Source organism: Streptosporangium sp. NPDC050148 (assembly GCF_055586505.1).
This window is the reverse complement of the sequence record NZ_JBVJIA010000022.1, coordinates 53654-69464: the sequence shown is the minus strand read 5'-3', so window position 1 is coordinate 69464 and position 15811 is coordinate 53654. Positions and strand designations below refer to the sequence as shown.

14 protein-coding genes are annotated in these 15811 nt (G+C 73.8%); 8 read left to right on the top strand and 6 right to left on the bottom strand.

Features of this window, described 5'->3' with window-relative positions:
- Positions 1-37: 37 nt before the first annotated feature.
- The gene (locus tag ACZ6RT_RS24350) at positions 38-1180 is read right to left on the bottom strand and encodes a magnesium and cobalt transport protein CorA (protein WP_470156303.1); all 1143 of its coding nucleotides are present in this window, start codon (positions 1178-1180) and stop codon (positions 38-40) included.
- 10 nt (positions 1181-1190) lie between these two features.
- The gene (locus tag ACZ6RT_RS24345) at positions 1191-1667 is read right to left on the bottom strand and encodes a nuclear transport factor 2 family protein (RefSeq protein ID WP_399192947.1); all 477 of its coding nucleotides are present in this window, start codon (positions 1665-1667) and stop codon (positions 1191-1193) included.
- A 171-nt stretch (positions 1668-1838) separates the two neighbouring features.
- Between ACZ6RT_RS24345 and ACZ6RT_RS24340 the strand changes: the two genes are divergently transcribed.
- The gene (locus ACZ6RT_RS24340) at positions 1839-2552 is read left to right on the top strand and encodes a M50 family metallopeptidase (RefSeq protein WP_344900539.1); all 714 of its coding nucleotides are present in this window, start codon (positions 1839-1841) and stop codon (positions 2550-2552) included.
- A gap of 118 nt (positions 2553-2670) precedes the next feature.
- Here the strand turns inward: ACZ6RT_RS24340 and ACZ6RT_RS24335 are convergent, their stop codons facing one another.
- From ACZ6RT_RS24335 to ACZ6RT_RS24325, 3 genes are read right to left on the bottom strand one after another with little or no spacing between them, the layout of a single operon-like run.
- Positions 2671-3912, bottom strand: coding sequence for an RNA polymerase sigma factor (locus ACZ6RT_RS24335; protein WP_470156300.1), 1242 nt, complete (start codon positions 3910-3912; stop codon positions 2671-2673).
- Between the two features lie 50 nt (positions 3913-3962).
- Positions 3963-4316: a YciI family protein gene (locus tag ACZ6RT_RS24330; protein WP_399192951.1), complete on the bottom strand. Its 354-nt coding sequence runs from the start codon at positions 4314-4316 to the stop codon at positions 3963-3965.
- The gene (locus ACZ6RT_RS24325) at positions 4316-5107 is read right to left on the bottom strand and encodes an SRPBCC family protein (protein ID WP_470156298.1); all 792 of its coding nucleotides are present in this window, start codon (positions 5105-5107) and stop codon (positions 4316-4318) included. Before ACZ6RT_RS24325 ends, ACZ6RT_RS24330 begins: the two co-directional genes overlap by 1 nt.
- Positions 5108-5588: 481 nt before the next feature.
- On the opposite strand from ACZ6RT_RS24325, the gene ACZ6RT_RS24320 reads away from it, so the two are divergent.
- The 7 genes from ACZ6RT_RS24320 to ACZ6RT_RS24290 all read left to right on the top strand — a co-directional run bounded on the left by ACZ6RT_RS24320 (position 5589) and on the right by ACZ6RT_RS24290 (position 15165).
- Positions 5589-6290 carry a sensor histidine kinase gene (locus tag ACZ6RT_RS24320; RefSeq protein ID WP_399192955.1) on the top strand — a complete coding sequence of 234 codons (702 nt, stop codon included), beginning with the start codon at positions 5589-5591 and terminating at the stop codon, positions 6288-6290.
- A 148-nt stretch (positions 6291-6438) separates the two neighbouring features.
- On the top strand, positions 6439-9081 hold the full coding sequence (gene lanKC / locus ACZ6RT_RS24315) for a class III lanthionine synthetase LanKC (RefSeq protein ID WP_470156296.1): 2643 nt from the start codon (positions 6439-6441) through the stop codon (positions 9079-9081).
- 4 nt (positions 9082-9085) lie between these two features.
- On the top strand, positions 9086-9217 hold the full coding sequence (locus tag ACZ6RT_RS24310; protein WP_344900551.1) for a SapB/AmfS family lanthipeptide: 132 nt from the start codon (positions 9086-9088) through the stop codon (positions 9215-9217).
- A 49-nt stretch (positions 9218-9266) separates the two neighbouring features.
- A complete protein-coding gene (locus ACZ6RT_RS24305; RefSeq protein WP_344900551.1) occupies positions 9267-9398 on the top strand; it encodes a SapB/AmfS family lanthipeptide in 132 nt (43 codons plus the stop codon).
- 74 nt (positions 9399-9472) lie between these two features.
- Positions 9473-11305: an ABC transporter transmembrane domain-containing protein gene (locus ACZ6RT_RS24300; protein WP_470156293.1), complete on the top strand. Its 1833-nt coding sequence runs from the start codon at positions 9473-9475 to the stop codon at positions 11303-11305.
- Entirely contained in the window at positions 11302-13002 is a 1701-nt protein-coding gene (locus tag ACZ6RT_RS24295) for an ATP-binding cassette domain-containing protein (protein WP_470156292.1), read from the top strand. The genes ACZ6RT_RS24300 and ACZ6RT_RS24295 overlap by 4 nt, the downstream gene beginning before the upstream one ends.
- A 138-nt stretch (positions 13003-13140) precedes the next feature.
- Positions 13141-15165 carry a prolyl oligopeptidase family serine peptidase gene (locus ACZ6RT_RS24290; RefSeq protein WP_470156290.1) on the top strand — a complete coding sequence of 675 codons (2025 nt, stop codon included), beginning with the start codon at positions 13141-13143 and terminating at the stop codon, positions 15163-15165.
- On the opposite strand, the gene ACZ6RT_RS24285 is transcribed toward ACZ6RT_RS24290, so the two are convergent.
- The gene (locus tag ACZ6RT_RS24285; protein WP_399192965.1) at positions 15156-15803 is read right to left on the bottom strand and encodes a DNA-binding response regulator; all 648 of its coding nucleotides are present in this window, start codon (positions 15801-15803) and stop codon (positions 15156-15158) included. The two genes, ACZ6RT_RS24290 and ACZ6RT_RS24285, sit on opposite strands and share 10 nt — an antisense overlap.
- Positions 15804-15811 lie beyond the last annotated feature (8 nt).

Below are 15811 nucleotides of genomic sequence, written 5' to 3'. Positions count from 1 at the left end.
CCCCCGCCCGGCGGGGACCCGGGACGGACGCGGCCGGTCAGAGCCAGTCGCGGCGCTTGAAGACCACGTACAGGGTGAGGCAGACGCCCGCCATGAGCACGACCGCGAACGGGTACCCCCACCTCCAGTGGAGCTCGGGCATGACGTCGAAGTTCATGCCGTAGATGGTCCCGACGAGGGTGGGGGCGAACAGGATCGCGGCCCAGGCGGAGATCCGCTTGACCTCCTCGTTCTGGGCGTTGCTCGCCTCGGTGAGGTTGGTCATGTGCTCGTTCTGCGCCTGGGCGACCATGGTGGAGTTGACCACCAGGATGTCCTGGAGCATCTGGCGGAACCCGCCGACCCGCTCGGCGACGGTGATCGCGTGGTCGGCCACGTCCCGCAGGTAGCGCTGCAGCTCCTGGTCCACCCCGTACTTCGCGGCGCCCGCGATGAAGCCCTCGATCATCCCCAGCAGCGGCCGGGTGGCCCGCTGGAACTCGATCACCTCGCGGGACAGCTCGTAGATGCGGCGGGAGACCCCGGGCTCGTTGCCGAAGACCTGCACCTCGATCTCGTCGATGTCGTTCTGCAGCCCCGCGACGACCGGGGCGTACCCGTCCACGACCGCGTCCAGGATGGCGTAGAGCACGGCCTGCGGGCCCTGGGCGAGCAGGTCGGGGTCGTGCTGCATCCGCCGGCGGACCTGGGACAGGTCGGGGGCCTCGCTGTGCCGTACGGTGATCACGAAGTTCGGGCCGACGAAGACGTGCAGCTCGCCGAAGTCGACCTCCTCGGTCTCGTCGAGGTAGCGGGCCGGGCGCAGCACCACGAAGAGGGTGTCGCCGTAGCGGTCGGCCTTGGGCCGCTGGTGGGCGACGATCGCGTCCTCGACCGCGAGCTCGTGCAGGTCGAACTCCTCGGCGACGTTGACGATGACCCCGTCCTCGGGCCGGTAGAAGCCGATCCAGGCCATGCTGCCGGGGGTGTTCTTCAGGCGCTCGAACGCCTCGGGCAGCGATCCGGGGGTGGCGGCGCGGTGCCCGTCGACGTAGATCGCGTTGTCGATGACGCGCGAGCGGGGCGGGGGCGGCTCGTCACCGGCGGACCGGGGGTCCATCGACCGCTCCGGGGAGTCCCTGCCGGTGGCGGAACGGCCGCGCACCAGGCTGCGCAACCCCCTCAGTCGCCGGTCGGTCACGCGTCCCTCCTCATCGGGTGCTCATGAACTCCTGCAGCGACTCCATCGCCGTACTGCGGATCCTCGCCCTGAGCATAGGGGTCCAGCCGAGGACGACCCCGGCCGGCCGTCCCATCGCCATCTTGGACCAGCGCCTGAGGTCGAAGTCGTCGTGGTGGCGGACGATCAGGCCGTCCTCGAAGCGGAACTGGGCGTCGATCTCGTTGACGACCTTCCGGCCCGTCCTGCCGAAGGTGTAGCGGGCGGTCCAGTGCGCGGCGCCCTCGTGGTCGCGGGCGGTGACGTCGCGGACGGTCACGCTGAGGTCGGCGCTGCGGCCGAGCAGCATCCGCCACATGCCCATGACCCTGTCGCGTCCCTCGAGCTCCTGGAAGACGGGGTCGCCGAAGGTGACGTCCGGGTGGTAGCAGCGCTCCATCGCGTCGGGATCGCGTCGTGCGAAGGCGTCGTAGAACGTTTCGATGAGCGCGGCGTTCCGGTCGTTCACGAGTCTCTCCCGACCATCGGTGTCCTGCGGACCGAGTGTAGTGCGCGCGGGGTCCCGGGCCCGGCGGCGTGCGCGGGACCCGGAATCATGTTCGGCACGGCCCGACTTTATCGCCAGCACACCGGCGGACGTGGGACGCTTTGCTCCCATGTCGCGAAGGAGAAGTGAGCGTTGTCCGACGTCTGGGTGACCCTGACCACGGCCCGTTCCGGGCCGCCCCTGTGGGTGGTGCTGCTGTCGGCGCTGGTGGCGCTGGGCGTGGTGTCGTGGTCCACCTCCTGGCAGCTGTCCCGGGGGCTGATCACCATCGCCCACGAGGGCGGGCACGCGCTGGTGGCGTTGCTCACCCGGCGCAAGCTGGAGGGGATCCGGCTGCACTCCGACACCTCGGGCGTGACCCTCACCAGGGGCAGGCCGCGCGGGCTCGGCATGATCCTGACCGCCGCCGCCGGGTACGTCGCCCCTTCCCTGCTGGGGCTGGGAGGGGCCTGGCTGACCGCGTCCGGCTACGTGGCGGTGCTGATCACGGTCGTGATCGGACTGCTGTTCTGCATGCTGCTGCTGATCCGCAACCTGTTCGGCGTGGTGAGCCTGCTGGCCACCGGGGGCGCGATCGCCGCCTTCACCTGGTACGCCGCGCCCGACATGGACGCGGTCCTGGCCTACCTGGCCGTGTGGTTCCTGCTGCTGGGCGGGGTGCGGCCGATCGTGGAACTGCAGGGCAAGCGCCGTCGCGGCCGGGCGCCCGACTCCGACGCCGACCAGCTCGCCCGGCTGACCTTCCTGCCCGGAGGGTTCTGGGTGTTCCTGTTCCTGCTGGTGGCGGGCGCGTGCCTGGTGGCCGGCGCCTACCTGCTGTTCCCCCCGGCGTTCGCGCTGCTCTGAGCGTCCCGCGCCGTCGTGCCGCGGCCCCGTCGTGTCCTGCCCCGTCGTGTCCTGCCCCGTCGTGCCCCTGCCCCGCCGGTCCCTGCTCCGTCGGGTTCTCGTCCCGGCCGGGGTGGTGTCAGCCGGGGAGATCGGTGTTCGAACCGGCCGACCGGATGCGTTCGGTGAGGAACTCCTGCTCGGCGACGTTGCCGCTGAGCTCCAGGGCCGCCCGGTAGGACCGCACCGCCTCGGTGTCGCGGCCGAGACGGTGCAGGAGGTCGGCCTTGGTGGCGTGCAGGTAGAGGTACCCGGCCAGCCGTCCCTCCCGTTCGAGCGCCTCGACCTCGGTCAGCGCGGCCTCGGGGCCGTGCACCATCGACACCGCCACCGCGCGGTTCAGCGCCACGACGGGCGACGGCCAGATCCGCAGCAGCTCGTCGTACAGGGTCAGGATCTGCGGCCAGTCGGTCTCCGCGTAACCGGGGGCCTCGGCGTGCAGCGCCGCGATCGCGGCCTGCAGGGTGAACCGGCCGGGCGGCCCGGCGGTGAGCGCCTCGACCACGAGCCGGTCGGCCTCGGCGATCATCTCGCGGTCCCAGGCCGAGCGGTCCTGCTCCTGAAGGCGCAGCAGGCGGCCGTGGGCGTCGGTCCGGGTGGCGCGGCGCGCGTGGTGGGCGAGCAGCAGCGCGAGCAGCCCGGCCACCTCGCGGTCGGCGGGCAGCAGGAGCCTCAGCGTGCGCGCCAGGTCGAGCGCGCGTCCGGCCAGCTCGTCGCGGACGAGGCCGGTGCCCGAGGGGGCGGTGTGCCCGGCCGCGTACAGCAGGTGCAGGACGGTGAGCACCGCGTCGACGCGCTCGGGCAGGTCGGCGGCGGACGGCACGGTGTACGGGATGCGCGCGGCGGCGATCTTCTTCTTGGCCCGGGTGAGGCGGGCGGCCATCGTGGCCTCGGGCACCAGGAAGGCCCGCGCGATGTCGGCGGTCGTCAGGCCGCACACCAGGCGCAGCGTGAGCGCGGTACGCGCCTGCTCGGCCAGCGCCGGGTGGCAGCACGTGAAGATCAGCCGGAGGCGGTCGTCGGGGATCGCCCCGCCGTCCGTCCCGGACGCCCCCGGCGCCCCGAACACCTCGGGCGCGTCCGGGTGATCGGGCTCCCCGGTGTCCTCGGGGCCGAGCAGCAGGGGCAGCTTCGTCTCCAGCGTCCGGCGGCGGCGGATGGCGTTGAGCGCGTTCCGCCGGGCGACCGTGGTCAGCCAGGCACCGGGCCTGTCGGGGACGCCGTCGCGCGGCCAGGTCCGCAGGGCCTGGACGTAGGCGTCCTGCACGGCCTCCTCCGCGGCGTCGAGGTCGCGGGTCACCCGCACCGTCGCAGCGAGCACGTAGGCCCACTCGCGACGGTGCGCGTCGGCGACCGCCCGTTCGGCGGGGTTCAGTTCTCCTCCTCCAGGACGTCGAAGCCGACCAGCGGCCTGACCTCGACGCCGCCGTTCACGATCGGCGTCAGCCGGGCCAGCGCCAGCGCGTGGTCGAGGTCGCGCGCCTCCAGCACGAAGACCCCGGCCAGCGCCTCCTTGGTCTCGATGAAGGGGCCGTCCGTCACCAGGTCTCCGCGGACCGCGGTCGCCGTGCCGGACTGTTCGAGCGACAGCCCGGCGACGATCCGGCCGCCCAGCCCGGCGACCCGGCCGGGCAGTTCCCCATGGGCCCGCATGACCTCCGGCGGGATGTCGGCCACCCCGCCGGGCGTCTCCCGCTCGTAGATGAGCACCGCGTACCGGGCCATCACGCCTCCCTCTGGCTCGTGAACACGTCGTCCAGCCATGTCGCCCATGCCCGCCGGGCGGCCTCCGCGTCCGCGTCCTCGGCGAACAGGTGGTGCGCCACCCCGACCGGCCATCCCCACGCGTCCCGTCCGTGGAAGCGGTGAAGCGCGTCGGCGGACCGTACCCCGAGGAAGGCGGGTGCCACGAAGTCGGCCACGCCCTCGATCGGGTCGAGGCCGGCCGGTGTCAGCGTCACCGGGTCGCCCGCCTCGATCCCGTCGGGGACGCCCAGCGCCCGGCACAGCCGCGCGAACCCCCCGGACGCGGAGCCGCCGGGCGCGTCGAGCCTGAGGTAGGCCGCGTCGCGCCCGGGGAAGTGGCGCAGGTACTCGCCGAGCGAGTGGTAGTAGAGCGCGGTGTGCCTCCGGCAGGCGTCGAGTTCCGCGTCGTAGTCGTCCCCGGCGATGACGCCCCGGTGGGTGAGGGTCAGCAGGGTGCCCCGCGGGGTGGGCCGGAGCCGGTGGTCGAGCTCGTTGAACTCGTCGGCGCCCGGCAGGGTCCGCGTGGTGAAGTGCCGGGGCGGTTCCCAGACGCTCACCACGCCGCCCTTGCCGGTCAGCCCTCGCTCGGCCCCTCCGACCCGGGGCTCGTAGTCGATCTCCCAGTACCAGCCGGTGGTGTGGAGCGTGAACGCCTCCCAGACCTCCTGCGGGCTCGCGGGCAGCTCGCCCTCCCACGTCACCTCGAACGCCCGGCCCGCCGTCTCCGTCGCCGTTCCCGCCGTCGTGTCCGCCGTCATGTGCCTCGTCATCTCCGTCGTCCTGATCGTCGCTCCCGGACCGCCTCCGGGCGGCCCCTCATGAGGACGACACGCGGGGAGCGCCGGAATCGACAACCGCGCACGGACATCTTCCACGATCACCCACCGTGACCGGATCTTTCCACGCCGTGGCCCGGGGATCGCGGCGTACGGGGGCGTGCCGGCGCGGCCGCCGCCCGGCCGTCCGGCACGCCCCCCGTACTCCCGGGGACGGCGTACGCGGAGGGCGTGCGGCACCTTCCGGGGCCGGTGGGGGCGGGGCGCGAGGGAGAGCCGTCCGGGGTGACGGAAGCGTGATACACCGGTTTATTAGACATTGCACCGAATATGTGATTCATATCTCGGCGGTCGGGTAATTACCTGAAATTCGTCGCCCCCGTCATCACACCGCGTGACCGTCTTCCGCATTGACACACAGCCGGTTTTTCACGTTTATTATCGGGAATATCATTTCTTCTGGGAGAGGCACTCGATGTCGCAGGCCGCCTATCTCGTCGGAGCGGCAGGGGCGGGTGCGCTTCTGGTCTCGCTGGGCGTCACCTGCGCCCTCACCCTGCACATCAGACGGCTGCGGCTCGAACGGGAGCGGGCGCTCTCCAGGGCCTACGAGGGGTTCGCCCGCGACATGCACGACCTCGTGGGGCACTGGCTCTGGCTGGCCTCGATCAGGGGGGAGCTGGCCCATCGCCGGGCGGCCGGTGACGGGCCGCTGCGCGAGGACCTCGAAGAGGTGCTGCGGGCCGTGCGGCAGGCCGCGCACTCGGTGCGGAACCTCTCCGCGGCGGGCCACCGGATCTCCTTCCCCGGCGAGGTCGCGCGGGCCAAGGTGCTGCTGGAGGGCTTCGGGGCCTACTGCTCGGTACGGGTGGACGTGGACGGGCTCCCCGAGGCGGTGAGCACCGCGCTGGGCGTCGTGGTCCGCGAGGGCGTGACGAACATGCTGCGGCACAGCCGGGTGAAGCGGTGCGCCGTCGAGCTGGTCGAGCAGGGCGGCCGGCTGCGCCTGACCCTCGTCAACGACGGGGCGCCCCGGCGGGAGACGTTCCCGCCCGGCAGCGGCGTGGGCAATCTGCGCCACCGCCTGGAGGAGCTCGGCGGCACGATACGGGCGAGTGGTGGCAAGGACGGGTGGTTCACCCTGATAGCCGAACTTCCTGGTAATTTTTCCGAATAAGCTTCACGTCCCTCGCAAAAGTGCAGGTAGCGCACACCCTCACGGTTAGCACTGTGAGTTTCGCATATGCGAGTGGTTCAGTTTGTAACTGGTGGTTTCTCGGGTTATCCGTAATTCTCTCTTCTGGAAGACAGCAGGGGAGAATGCCGTGGATGACCAGTATGAGCTTTATTGCCTGGCGGACCCGCTTTTCTATGACACGCTCGACGGCCGCCGGGGCGACCACCCCGACTTCGCGCTCGCGAGCCGGGACCTGCCCGAGGGCTGGCAGCACCAGGCGACCGACACCTGGATGCACTACGCGCCGCTCGCCGGCCGTACGCCCTTCCAGGGCTGGAAGATCCACGTCTCGGCCCGCGTCGAGGACGCCGAGCGCGCCATAGAGGCGGTCTGGGACTACTGCGTCCCCCGCGGCATCGCGTTCAAGTTCCTGCGCAGCCTGCCGGTCATGGCCATGCTGAACTCCAAGGCCGCCCCCCGGGGCGCCAGCGGCAAGCTCGTGACGATCTACCCGGTGGACGAGGCCCAGCTGGAGCTCACGCTCAAGGAGCTCGACGAACTGCTCACCGGCATCGAGGGGCCGTACATCCTCAGCGACCTCCGCTACGGCGAGGGCCCGCTCTTCGTCCGGTACGGCGGCTTCGCCGGGCGGCGCTGCCTGGCCGACAACGGCGAGCTGGTACTGGCCATCGAGGACGGCGAGGGGCGCCTGGTCCCGGACGTGCGGGAGCCGGCCTTCGGCGTGCCGTCCTGGGTGACGCTGCCCGCCTTCCTCGAGCCCCACCTGGCCGCCCGCAACGCGGTCACCACCGAGGGACTGCCGTACCGGGTCGAGAGCGTCATGCAGTTCTCCAACGGCGGGGGCGTCTACCTCGCCGAGGACGTGCGCACCGGCAAGCGGGTCGTGCTCAAGGAGGGGCGCCCGCACGCCGGGCTGGACGCCGCGGGCCGGGACGCCGTGGCGCGGCTGGCCCACGAGCGCGACATGCTGGAGCGCCTGTCCGGGCTGGAGGCGGTACCCGCGCTGGTCGACTACTTCACCCTGGGCGGCCACCACTTCCTGGTCGAGGAGTTCGTCGACGGCAACCCGCTGCAGCGCCAGCTCGTGCACCGCTACCCGCTGACCAGCGCGACCTGCGACGAGCAGACCATCGCCGAGTACACCGCCTGGGTGCTCGACGTCCTTCCCAAGGTGCGCCGGGCGGTGGAGTCCCTGCACGAGCGCGGGGTGGTCTTCGGCGACCTGCACCCGAACAACATCCTGGTGACCGAGGACGGCCGCCTGACGCTGATCGACTACGAGGTGGCCACGCTGACCGCCGACCGCGGGCGGGCGGCGCTCGGCCACCCGGCGTTCGGCGCGCCGGCCGACCGGCAGGGCGTCGAGATCGACCACTACGCCCTGGCCTGCCTGTGCCTGGGGCTGTTCGCCCCGCAGCTCACGATCATGCTGTCGCTCGACCGCGCCAAGGTCCTCGACCTGGCCAGGATGATCCGCGAGACCTTCCCGGTGCCGTCCGAGGTGATCGACGAGGCGGTCCGGGCCATCACCGGCCCCGAGCCCGCGGCGCCCACACCGTTCCCGAGGCCCGGCACCGAGGACTGGCCCCGGCTCAGGGAGGCGATGACCCGCGCCATCCTCGCGAGCGCCACCCCCGAGCGCGAGGACCGGCTCTTCCCCGGCGACGTCGCCCAGTTCCAGCCCGGCGGGGGCGTGAACCTCGCCTACGGCGCGGCCGGCGTGCTGTACGCGCTGGAGCGGACGGGCGCCGAACGGCTTCCCCGGTACGAGGACTGGCTGCGCGCCAGGGCACTGGCCCCCGCCCCGGGGACCGCCCTGGGGTTCTACGACGGCCTGCACGGCGTGGCCTACGTCCTCGACCTGCTCGGGCACCGCCAGGACGCGGTCGACACCGTCGACCTGTGCCTGCGCGAGAAGTGGGAGTCACTGGAGCTGGGGCTCTTCGGGGGCCTGGCCGGCATGGGCCTGAACCTCCTCCACCTGGGCACCACCACCGGCGAGCGCGCGCTGGGCGAGACGGCCATGAAGATCGTCGACATCTGCTCCGACCGGCTGGGCGGCCCCGACGACGTGCCGGAGATCAGCGGCGGCGGCAAGCCCCGCGCCGGGCTGATGTACGGCTCCTCAGGACCGGCCCTGCTGTTCCTGCACGCCTACGAGCGCACCGGCGACACCTCCCTGCTGGAGCGGGCCGAGGTCGCGCTCCGCCAGGACCTGCGGCGCTGCACCACCGGCGCGGACGGGACCCTCCAGGTCGACCAGGGCTGGCGCACGCTGCCCTACCTGGACGAGGGGTCCGTGGGCATCGGCGTGGTCCTCGCCCGCTACCTGGCCCACCGGGACGACGAGACCCTCCGCACCGCCCTGGACGGCTGCCGGCTCGTCACCCGGGGACGGTACTTCGTGCAGTCCGGCCTGTTCACCGGCCGGAGCGGCATGGTCGGCGCCCTGGGCTGGGGACTGGCGCCCGAGCCGCGCATCTCCGTCCCCGAATCCACCTACCTGGCCGAGCAACTGCGCGGACTGGACTGGCACGCGCTGCCCTACGGCGGCGGGCTGGCCTTCCCCGGCAACCAGTTGCTCAGGCTCTCCATGGACTTCGCGACCGGCACGGCCGGAGTCCTGTTCGCGATGAGCGCCGTGCTGCACGACCGGCCGGTGTTCCTCCCCTTCATCGAACCGCCCGGCGACACGAACACCCCGCAAGGGGTGTCGGCGCACGGATTCGCCGGGCGGTTTGGCCCCTGCGACACAGCGAAGGAGGTGTAACGAAATGGTCCTTCTCGACCTGCAGTCCCTGGAGACCCCCACCGGCGGTGGCGGCGGCGGTGGCGGCAGCACCCTGACCGTCCTCGGGTGCGAGTCCGGCAAGCCCAGCAACCTGAGCGTCGTGCTCTGCCACTAGAAACCCCTCTCCACCCCGAGTCACAAAACCCAGAAACGGAGCGATTCCCATGGTCCTTCTCGACCTGCAGTCCCTGGAGACCCCCACCGGCGGTGGCGGCGGTGGCGGCGGCAGCACCCTCACGGTCCTCGGGTGCGAGTCCGGCAAGCCCAGCAACCTGAGCGTCGTGCTCTGCCACTAGTGAGATCCGGTGCCCGGGACGGCCAGCGACGGCGGCCGTCCCGGGCACGCCCGTTTCCCGAGGGAGGAGGACCCGTGCGGGCAGCCGACCGGCTGGTGGCCGAGACCGTACGGCGGGGCGGACCGTGGCTGGCCATGCTCGCGGTCGCCTCCGTCCTGGGGGCGTTCGCCCAGCTGGCGCTCCCGCTGGTGCTGGGCAGGACGGTCGACGCGCTGGTGGCCGGTGGAGCGGGCATGACCGGTGACGCGGCGGCCTGGGTCGGCGTCTGCGCCGGCGTCGTGGTGGCGGCCGTGGTCTGCGACGCCCTCGGCGTCTGGGCCGCCGGGTCGAGCGGCGCGCGTTCGGCGGCCTGGCTCAGGACCCGGGTGGTGCGCCACGTCCTCGGCGTCGGGCCCACGATGACCCGCAGGTTCCCCGAGGGGGAGCTGGTGACCCGGATGGGCCTGAACACCGAGGAGATCGGACGCGCCCCCGAGGCGGTCGTCACCGCGGCCGCGCTGGTCATCCCCACCGCGGGCGCCGTCGTGGCCCTCACCTTCATCGATCCCCTGCTGACCGTGACGCTGGTCGCCGGGCTCGTCCTCATCGGGCTCGTCCTGCGCGCCTTCCTCAGCGCGAGCACCACCATGGCGGGCGAGTACCAGGCCGCGCAGGGCGACATCGCCGGCCGCCTGGTCGACGCCCTGGCCGGGGCCCGTACCATCGCCGCCGCCGGCACGGCCGACCAGGAGCGGGCGCGGGTGCTGACCGCGCTGCCCCTGCTGCGCAGGCACGCCATGGAGATGTGGCGGGTCAACGCGCGCGCCGGTGTGCAGGCCGGGGCCGTGGTCCCGCTGCTGGAGGTCGTCGTGCTCGGGGTGGGCGGGCTGCGGCTGGCCGCCGGGGACCTGTCGGCCGGCGAGCTGTACGCCGCCGCCCGCTACGTCGTGCTCGGCGCGGGCCTCGGCTCGGCGCTGGGCCAGGTCGGCCGCCTGGCCAGGGCGCGGGCCGCCGCGTCCAGAGTGAGGGAGCTGCTGGCCGAGAGTCCTCGCGTCTACGGTGCCCGGACGCTGCCTCCCGGGCCCGGCACACTGGAGTTCCACGGCGTCGAGGCGGACGGCCTGCGCGACGTCGACCTCGTCGTCCCCGGCGGGCAGGCGGTGGCCGTGGTCGGCCGCTCCGGCGCCGGGAAGTCGCTGCTCGCCGCGGTCGCGGGCCGCCTGGTGGACCCGTGCCGCGGCACGGTCCTGCTGGACGGCGTCCCGTTGCCCGAGCTCTCCCAGGAGGCGCTGCGCGCCGCGGTGGGGTACGCCTTCGAGCGCCCGGTGCTGCTCGGCGGGACCGTGGGCGGCGCCGTCGCCCTGGGCGCCGACCTCCCCGCTCCCGGCACCCTCCCGCCCACCGATCCGGTCTCCGCGCTCTCCGCAGGCTCCGCGGTCTCCGCGGGCTCTGTGGTCTCTGTGGTCTCTGTGGGCTCTGCGCTCTCCGGCCGCGGCCCCCGGCACGCCCCCCGGTACGCCTCCGGGGGGGACGAGGTCGTGCGGGTGGCGGCGCGGGCGGCACGGGCCGACGCCTTCGTCCGCAGGCTCCCGCTCGGGTACGACACCCCGCTGGAGGAGGCGCCCATGTCCGGCGGGGAGCGGCAGCGGCTCGGCCTGGCCCGCGCCTTCGCGCAGGGCCGTCGCCTGCTCGTCCTGGACGACGCCACCTCCAGCCTGGACACCGTCACCGAGCGCCAGGTCGCCCGCGCGCTCTCCGGGGAGCTGCGCGACCGGACGCGGCTGATCGTGACCCACCGGGTGGCGACCGCCGCGGCTGCCGACCGGGTGATCTGGCTGGACGAGGGCCGGATACGCGCCTGCGCGGCACACGGCGTCCTGTGGGCCGACCCGGCCTACCGCGCCGTCTTCCAGGCGGACGCCCCGTGAACCGGCCGCTGCGCCGGGCGCTGCGCAGGGACCCGTACCAGCTGGTCAGGCTGGCGGGGTGGTCGGTCGCGGAGACCGCGCCCTCGCTGGTCATCGGGCTGGCCATCGCGCGGGCCATCGACGAGGGCTTCGGCGCGGGACGGCCCGGGACCGGGTTCGCCTGGCTGGCCCTGCTCGGCGGCGCGTGGCTGCTGGCCGCGGTCGGTGCGCGGCAGGTCGTGCTGGCCGTCGCCGCGATCGTGGAGCCGTTCCGCGAGGATCTGCTCGCCCACGTCGTCGACGACGCGCTGCGCCGCTCGGCCGCCTCCGGGCAGGGACCGGGGGCGGGTGCGGTGGCGCGCTCCAACCTCCAGGTCGAGCTGGCCCGCGACGCGTTCGCCTCGGTCATCACGGTGGTCAGGTCGTTCGCGTTCACCGTGGTGAGCGTGGCGCTCGGGCTGGCGGCCCTCGTCCCGCAGGTGCTGGTGCTGGTGCTGCCGCCGTTCGTCGCGGGGCTCGTCGTCTTCCTGCTGTCGCTGCGCGCCCTGGCCCGGCGGCAGCGGGAGTTCATCCTGGCCGACGAGCGCACCGCCACGGCGCTGGCCGGCATGGTCGGCGGGCTGCGGGACATCACCGCCTGCCGCGCCGAGCGGCGGATGGCCGACGAGGTCGGCCTGCAGGTGGCCGAGCAGGCCGGTGCGGCCCGGTCGCTGGCCCGGGTGACGGCGCTGCGCACCGTGTCCCTGGCGGTGGGCGGCCGGCTGCCGATCCTGCTGATCCTGGCCGGCACCCCCTGGCTGATCGGCGAGGGCGCGGGCGCCGGGGTGATCCTGGGCGCCCTGGCCTACGTCACGCAGTCGCTGGCGCCCGCGCTCGGCAACCTCGTGGAGGGGCTGGGCATCAACGGGGTCCGGCTGCGGGTGGCGCTCGACCGGCTGCTGCGCGACGGCGAGCCGCCCGCGCGGGCGGGCGCGCGGGTCGCGGCCGTGACCCGGGACGGGGGGGCCGAGCTGCGCGGCGTGACGTTCGCCTACGGCCCGCACGCCGAACCGGTGATCGACGGCCTGGACCTGTCGGTGGCCGAGGGCGAGCACATCGCCGTGGTGGGCCCCAGCGGCATCGGCAAGTCCACGCTCGCCGCGCTGCTGACCGGGCTGCTGCGGCCCGCGTCCGGACGCATCGAGGTGTGCGGGGTGCCGGCCGACCGGCTCGACCCGTCCGGCCGGGTGCTGATCCCCCAGGAGGCCTACGTGTTCCGGGGCTCCCTGCTGGAGAACCTCGTCTACCTGGCCGGTGACGCCTCGCCCGAGGCGGTCGGCGAGGCGGTGGCCGAGATCGGCCTGACCGGCCTGGTGACGCGGCTGGGCGGCCTGTCCGCCGAGGTCCGCTCCGATCTGCTCTCCCCCGCCGACCGCCAGCTGATCGCCCTGGCCCGCGCCTACCTGGCCCCGGCCCGGCTGGTCGTCCTCGACGAGGCGACGTGCCACCTGGACCCGGTGGCCGAGGCCCGCGCCGAGGAGGCGTTCGCCCGGCGGGGCGGCACGCTCGTCGTCATCGCCCACCGGCTGACCTCGGCCCTGCGGGCCCGGCGGATCCTCGTGATGGACGGCACCAGCGTCCGGCTGGGCACCCACGAGGAGATGCTCGCCACCTCCCCGCTGTACGCCGACCTGGCCGGACGGTGGGACCCGTCGAGCGCGCAGGAGCTGGTGCCGTGACCGCCCGAGGGCCTGGGCCGTGACCCCGGCGCCGTCCCCGGCGTCCCCGGGCTTCCCTGTCTTCCCTGACCCTCGGGCCGTCCCACCGCGTTTCCCGTCCGGAGCCCAGGCCCGCCGTCTCCACCCCGGAGGAACCCGATGATCTACCCTCCCGCCGAGCGGCGACCGGTCGTCGACCACCTGCACGGACGTGCCGTGCCCGACCCGTACCGGTGGCTGGAGGACCCCGGCGCCCCGGAGACGCGGAGCTGGTCGGCGGCCCAGGAGGAGCTGTGGCGCGCCCACGCCGAGGAGCTGCCCGGCCGTGACCTGTGGCGCTCGCGGGTGGCCGCGCTGACCGGGGCCGGGATGGTCGGCACCCCGGCCTGGCGCGGCGAGCACCGGTTCTTCGTGCGCCGTACGGCCGACCAGCGGCACGCGGTCCTGTACCGGTGCGGTCCGGAGGGGACGGAGGAGGCGCTGATCGACCCGGCGGAGCTCGACCCGAGCGGGCTTACCACGCTCGACCACTGGCAGCCGTCCCCGGACGGCCGGCTGCTGGCCTACCAGCTGTCCAGGAGCGGGGACGAGCGCTCGGAGCTGCGGGTCATGGACGTCGCCACCCGGCGGGTGGTGGACGGCCCGATCGACCGGTGCCGGTACGCGCCGGTGGCGTGGCTGCCCGACGGGAAGTCCTTCTTCTACGTCCGCTCCCGCCAGGTCCGCCTGCACCGGCTGGGCACCCCCGCCGAGGACGACGCCATGATCATGGAGGAGGACCGCTCCTACGGCCTCGGGATCGGCCACGACGGGCGCTGGCTGACGATCTCGGCGATGGCCGCGGGGGGCAACGACCTCTGGCTGGCCGACCTGTCCGCCTCCTCCCCGGAGCGTCCGGACCTGCGGGTGATCCAGCGGGACGCGGGCGCGGTGACGGCCCCGGCCGTCGGCCGCGACGGGCGCCTGTACCTGCTCACCACCCTGGACGCGCCGCGCGGGCGGCTCTGCGTGGCCGACCCGGCGCGGCCGGGCCCCGAGGACTGGGCCGACCTGGTCGCCGAGGACCCCGAGGCGGTGATCGGCGAGTTCACCATCGCCGACCGGACGCTCCTCGTCGCCCGGACGCGGCACGCGGTCGCCGAGATCGACGTCCACGACCTGGCCACCGGGGAGCGGCGCGGGCGGGTGCCGCTGCCCGGTCTGGGGTCGGCCGGCGGGATGACCGTCCGTCCCGGGGGCGGGCACGAGGTCTGGTTCACCTACACCGACAGCGTCACGCCCGCGAGCGTGCACCGCTACGACACGCGCACCGGCCTGACGACGCCGTGGGCCGCCCCGCCCGGCGCCGTGCAGGTGCCCGAGCTCCAGGCCCGCCAGGTGGTCTTCCCCTCGGCGGACGGCACGCCGGTGCGGATGGTCGTGCTGGCCCGCCCCGGCTCCGGCCCCCGGCCGGCGATCCTGTACGGCTACGGCGGGTTCGGGCTCTCGCTCACGCCGTCGTACTCCAGTTACGTCCTGCCCTGGGTCGAGGCGGGCGGGGTCTTCGCCCTCGCCCAGCTGCGCGGTGGCGGCGAGGAGGGCGCGGACTGGCACCACGACGGCATGCTGGAGCGCAAGCAGAACGTCTTCGACGACTTCGCGGCGGCGGCCGAGAAGCTCGTCGCGGACGGCTGGACCACCCCTTCGCTGCTGGGCGCGTGCGGCGAGTCCAACGGCGGCCTGCTGGTGGGCGCCGCGCTGACGCAGCGCCCGGACCTGTTCGCCGCCGCGGTCTGCTCGGCACCGCTGCTCGACATGGTCCGCTACGAGCTCTCCGGGCTGGGGCCGTCCTGGCGTCCCGAGTACGGCTCGGCCGACGACCCCGAGCAGCTGGGCTGGCTGCTGGGCTACTCCCCCTACCACCGGGTCACGAAGGGCGTCGACTACCCGGCGACGCTGCTGACGACGTTCGGCGGTGACTCCCGCGTCGACCCCATGCACGCGCGCAAGATGTGCGCGGCGCTGCAGTGGGCGACGTCGGGCTCGCGGCCGATCCTGCTGCGCCACGAGGGCGACGTCGGCCACGGCGCCCGCTCGGCGGACCGCGCGATCGGGCTGGCCGCGGACATGCTCGCCTTCCTCGCCGCCCACACCGGCCTGGAGGTCGATTCCTCCCCGCGCCCGGCGGCGGGTGGTCAGCGGTAGCGGATCACGCCCAGCTCGGCCGGGTCGTCGGACCAGAGCCAGCCCGCCTGCCTGGCGATCCTGACCGCCTCGACGCGGGTGCGGGCGCCGACCTTGGTGAGGATCCGCGCCAGGTAGTTGCGCACGGTCCCGCCGGACAGGCAGAGCCGGTCGGCGATCTCGCCGACCGGGGCCCCCTCGGCCGCGGCCCCCAGGACCTCCAGCTCGCGCGCGGTCAGCGGGTTCCGCTTGGCGTGCAGCGCGGCGACGGCCAGTTCCGGGTCGACCACCTGCTCCCCCGCGGCCACCCGGCGCACGTACCCCGCGAGCTGGTCGGCCGGGGTGTCCTTGACCACGAAGCCGCGGGCCCCGACGTCCAGCGCCCGGCAGAGCGCGGCCGGGGTGGCGAGCCCGGTCAGGATCACGGGCGCGCACTCGGGAAGCCGGTGGCGCAGCTCCGCCGTCGCGGTGAGACCGTCGGTGCCGGGGAGCCCGATGTCGATGAGCGCGACGTCCGGCCGGAGCTGCACGCAGGAGGGGACGACCTCGTCGCCGTGACCGGTGTCACCGATGACCTTGATGTCGCTCTCCATGGAGAGCAGGGCGACCATGGCCCCCCGAACGAGATGCATGTCCTCGGCGATCAGGACACTGATCATGAATGGTC

Excerpts from the sequence above, each read along its gene's own strand:
- ACZ6RT_RS24325 (WP_470156298.1), bottom strand. The coding sequence starts at position 5,107 with ATGACGAGGCACATGACGGCGGACACGACGGCGGGAACGGCGACGGAG.
- ACZ6RT_RS24290 (WP_470156290.1), top strand. The coding sequence starts at position 13,141 with ATGATCTACCCTCCCGCCGAGCGGCGACCGGTCGTCGACCACCTGCAC.
- ACZ6RT_RS24330 (WP_399192951.1), bottom strand. The coding sequence starts at position 4,316 with ATGGCCCGGTACGCGGTGCTCATCTACGAGCGGGAGACGCCCGGCGGG.
- ACZ6RT_RS24285 (WP_399192965.1), bottom strand. The coding sequence starts at position 15,803 with ATGATCAGTGTCCTGATCGCCGAGGACATGCATCTCGTTCGGGGGGCC.
- ACZ6RT_RS24310 (WP_344900551.1), top strand. The coding sequence starts at position 9,086 with ATGGTCCTTCTCGACCTGCAGTCCCTGGAGACCCCCACCGGCGGTGGC.
- ACZ6RT_RS24320 (WP_399192955.1), top strand. The coding sequence starts at position 5,589 with ATGTCGCAGGCCGCCTATCTCGTCGGAGCGGCAGGGGCGGGTGCGCTT.
- ACZ6RT_RS24305 (WP_344900551.1), top strand. The coding sequence starts at position 9,267 with ATGGTCCTTCTCGACCTGCAGTCCCTGGAGACCCCCACCGGCGGTGGC.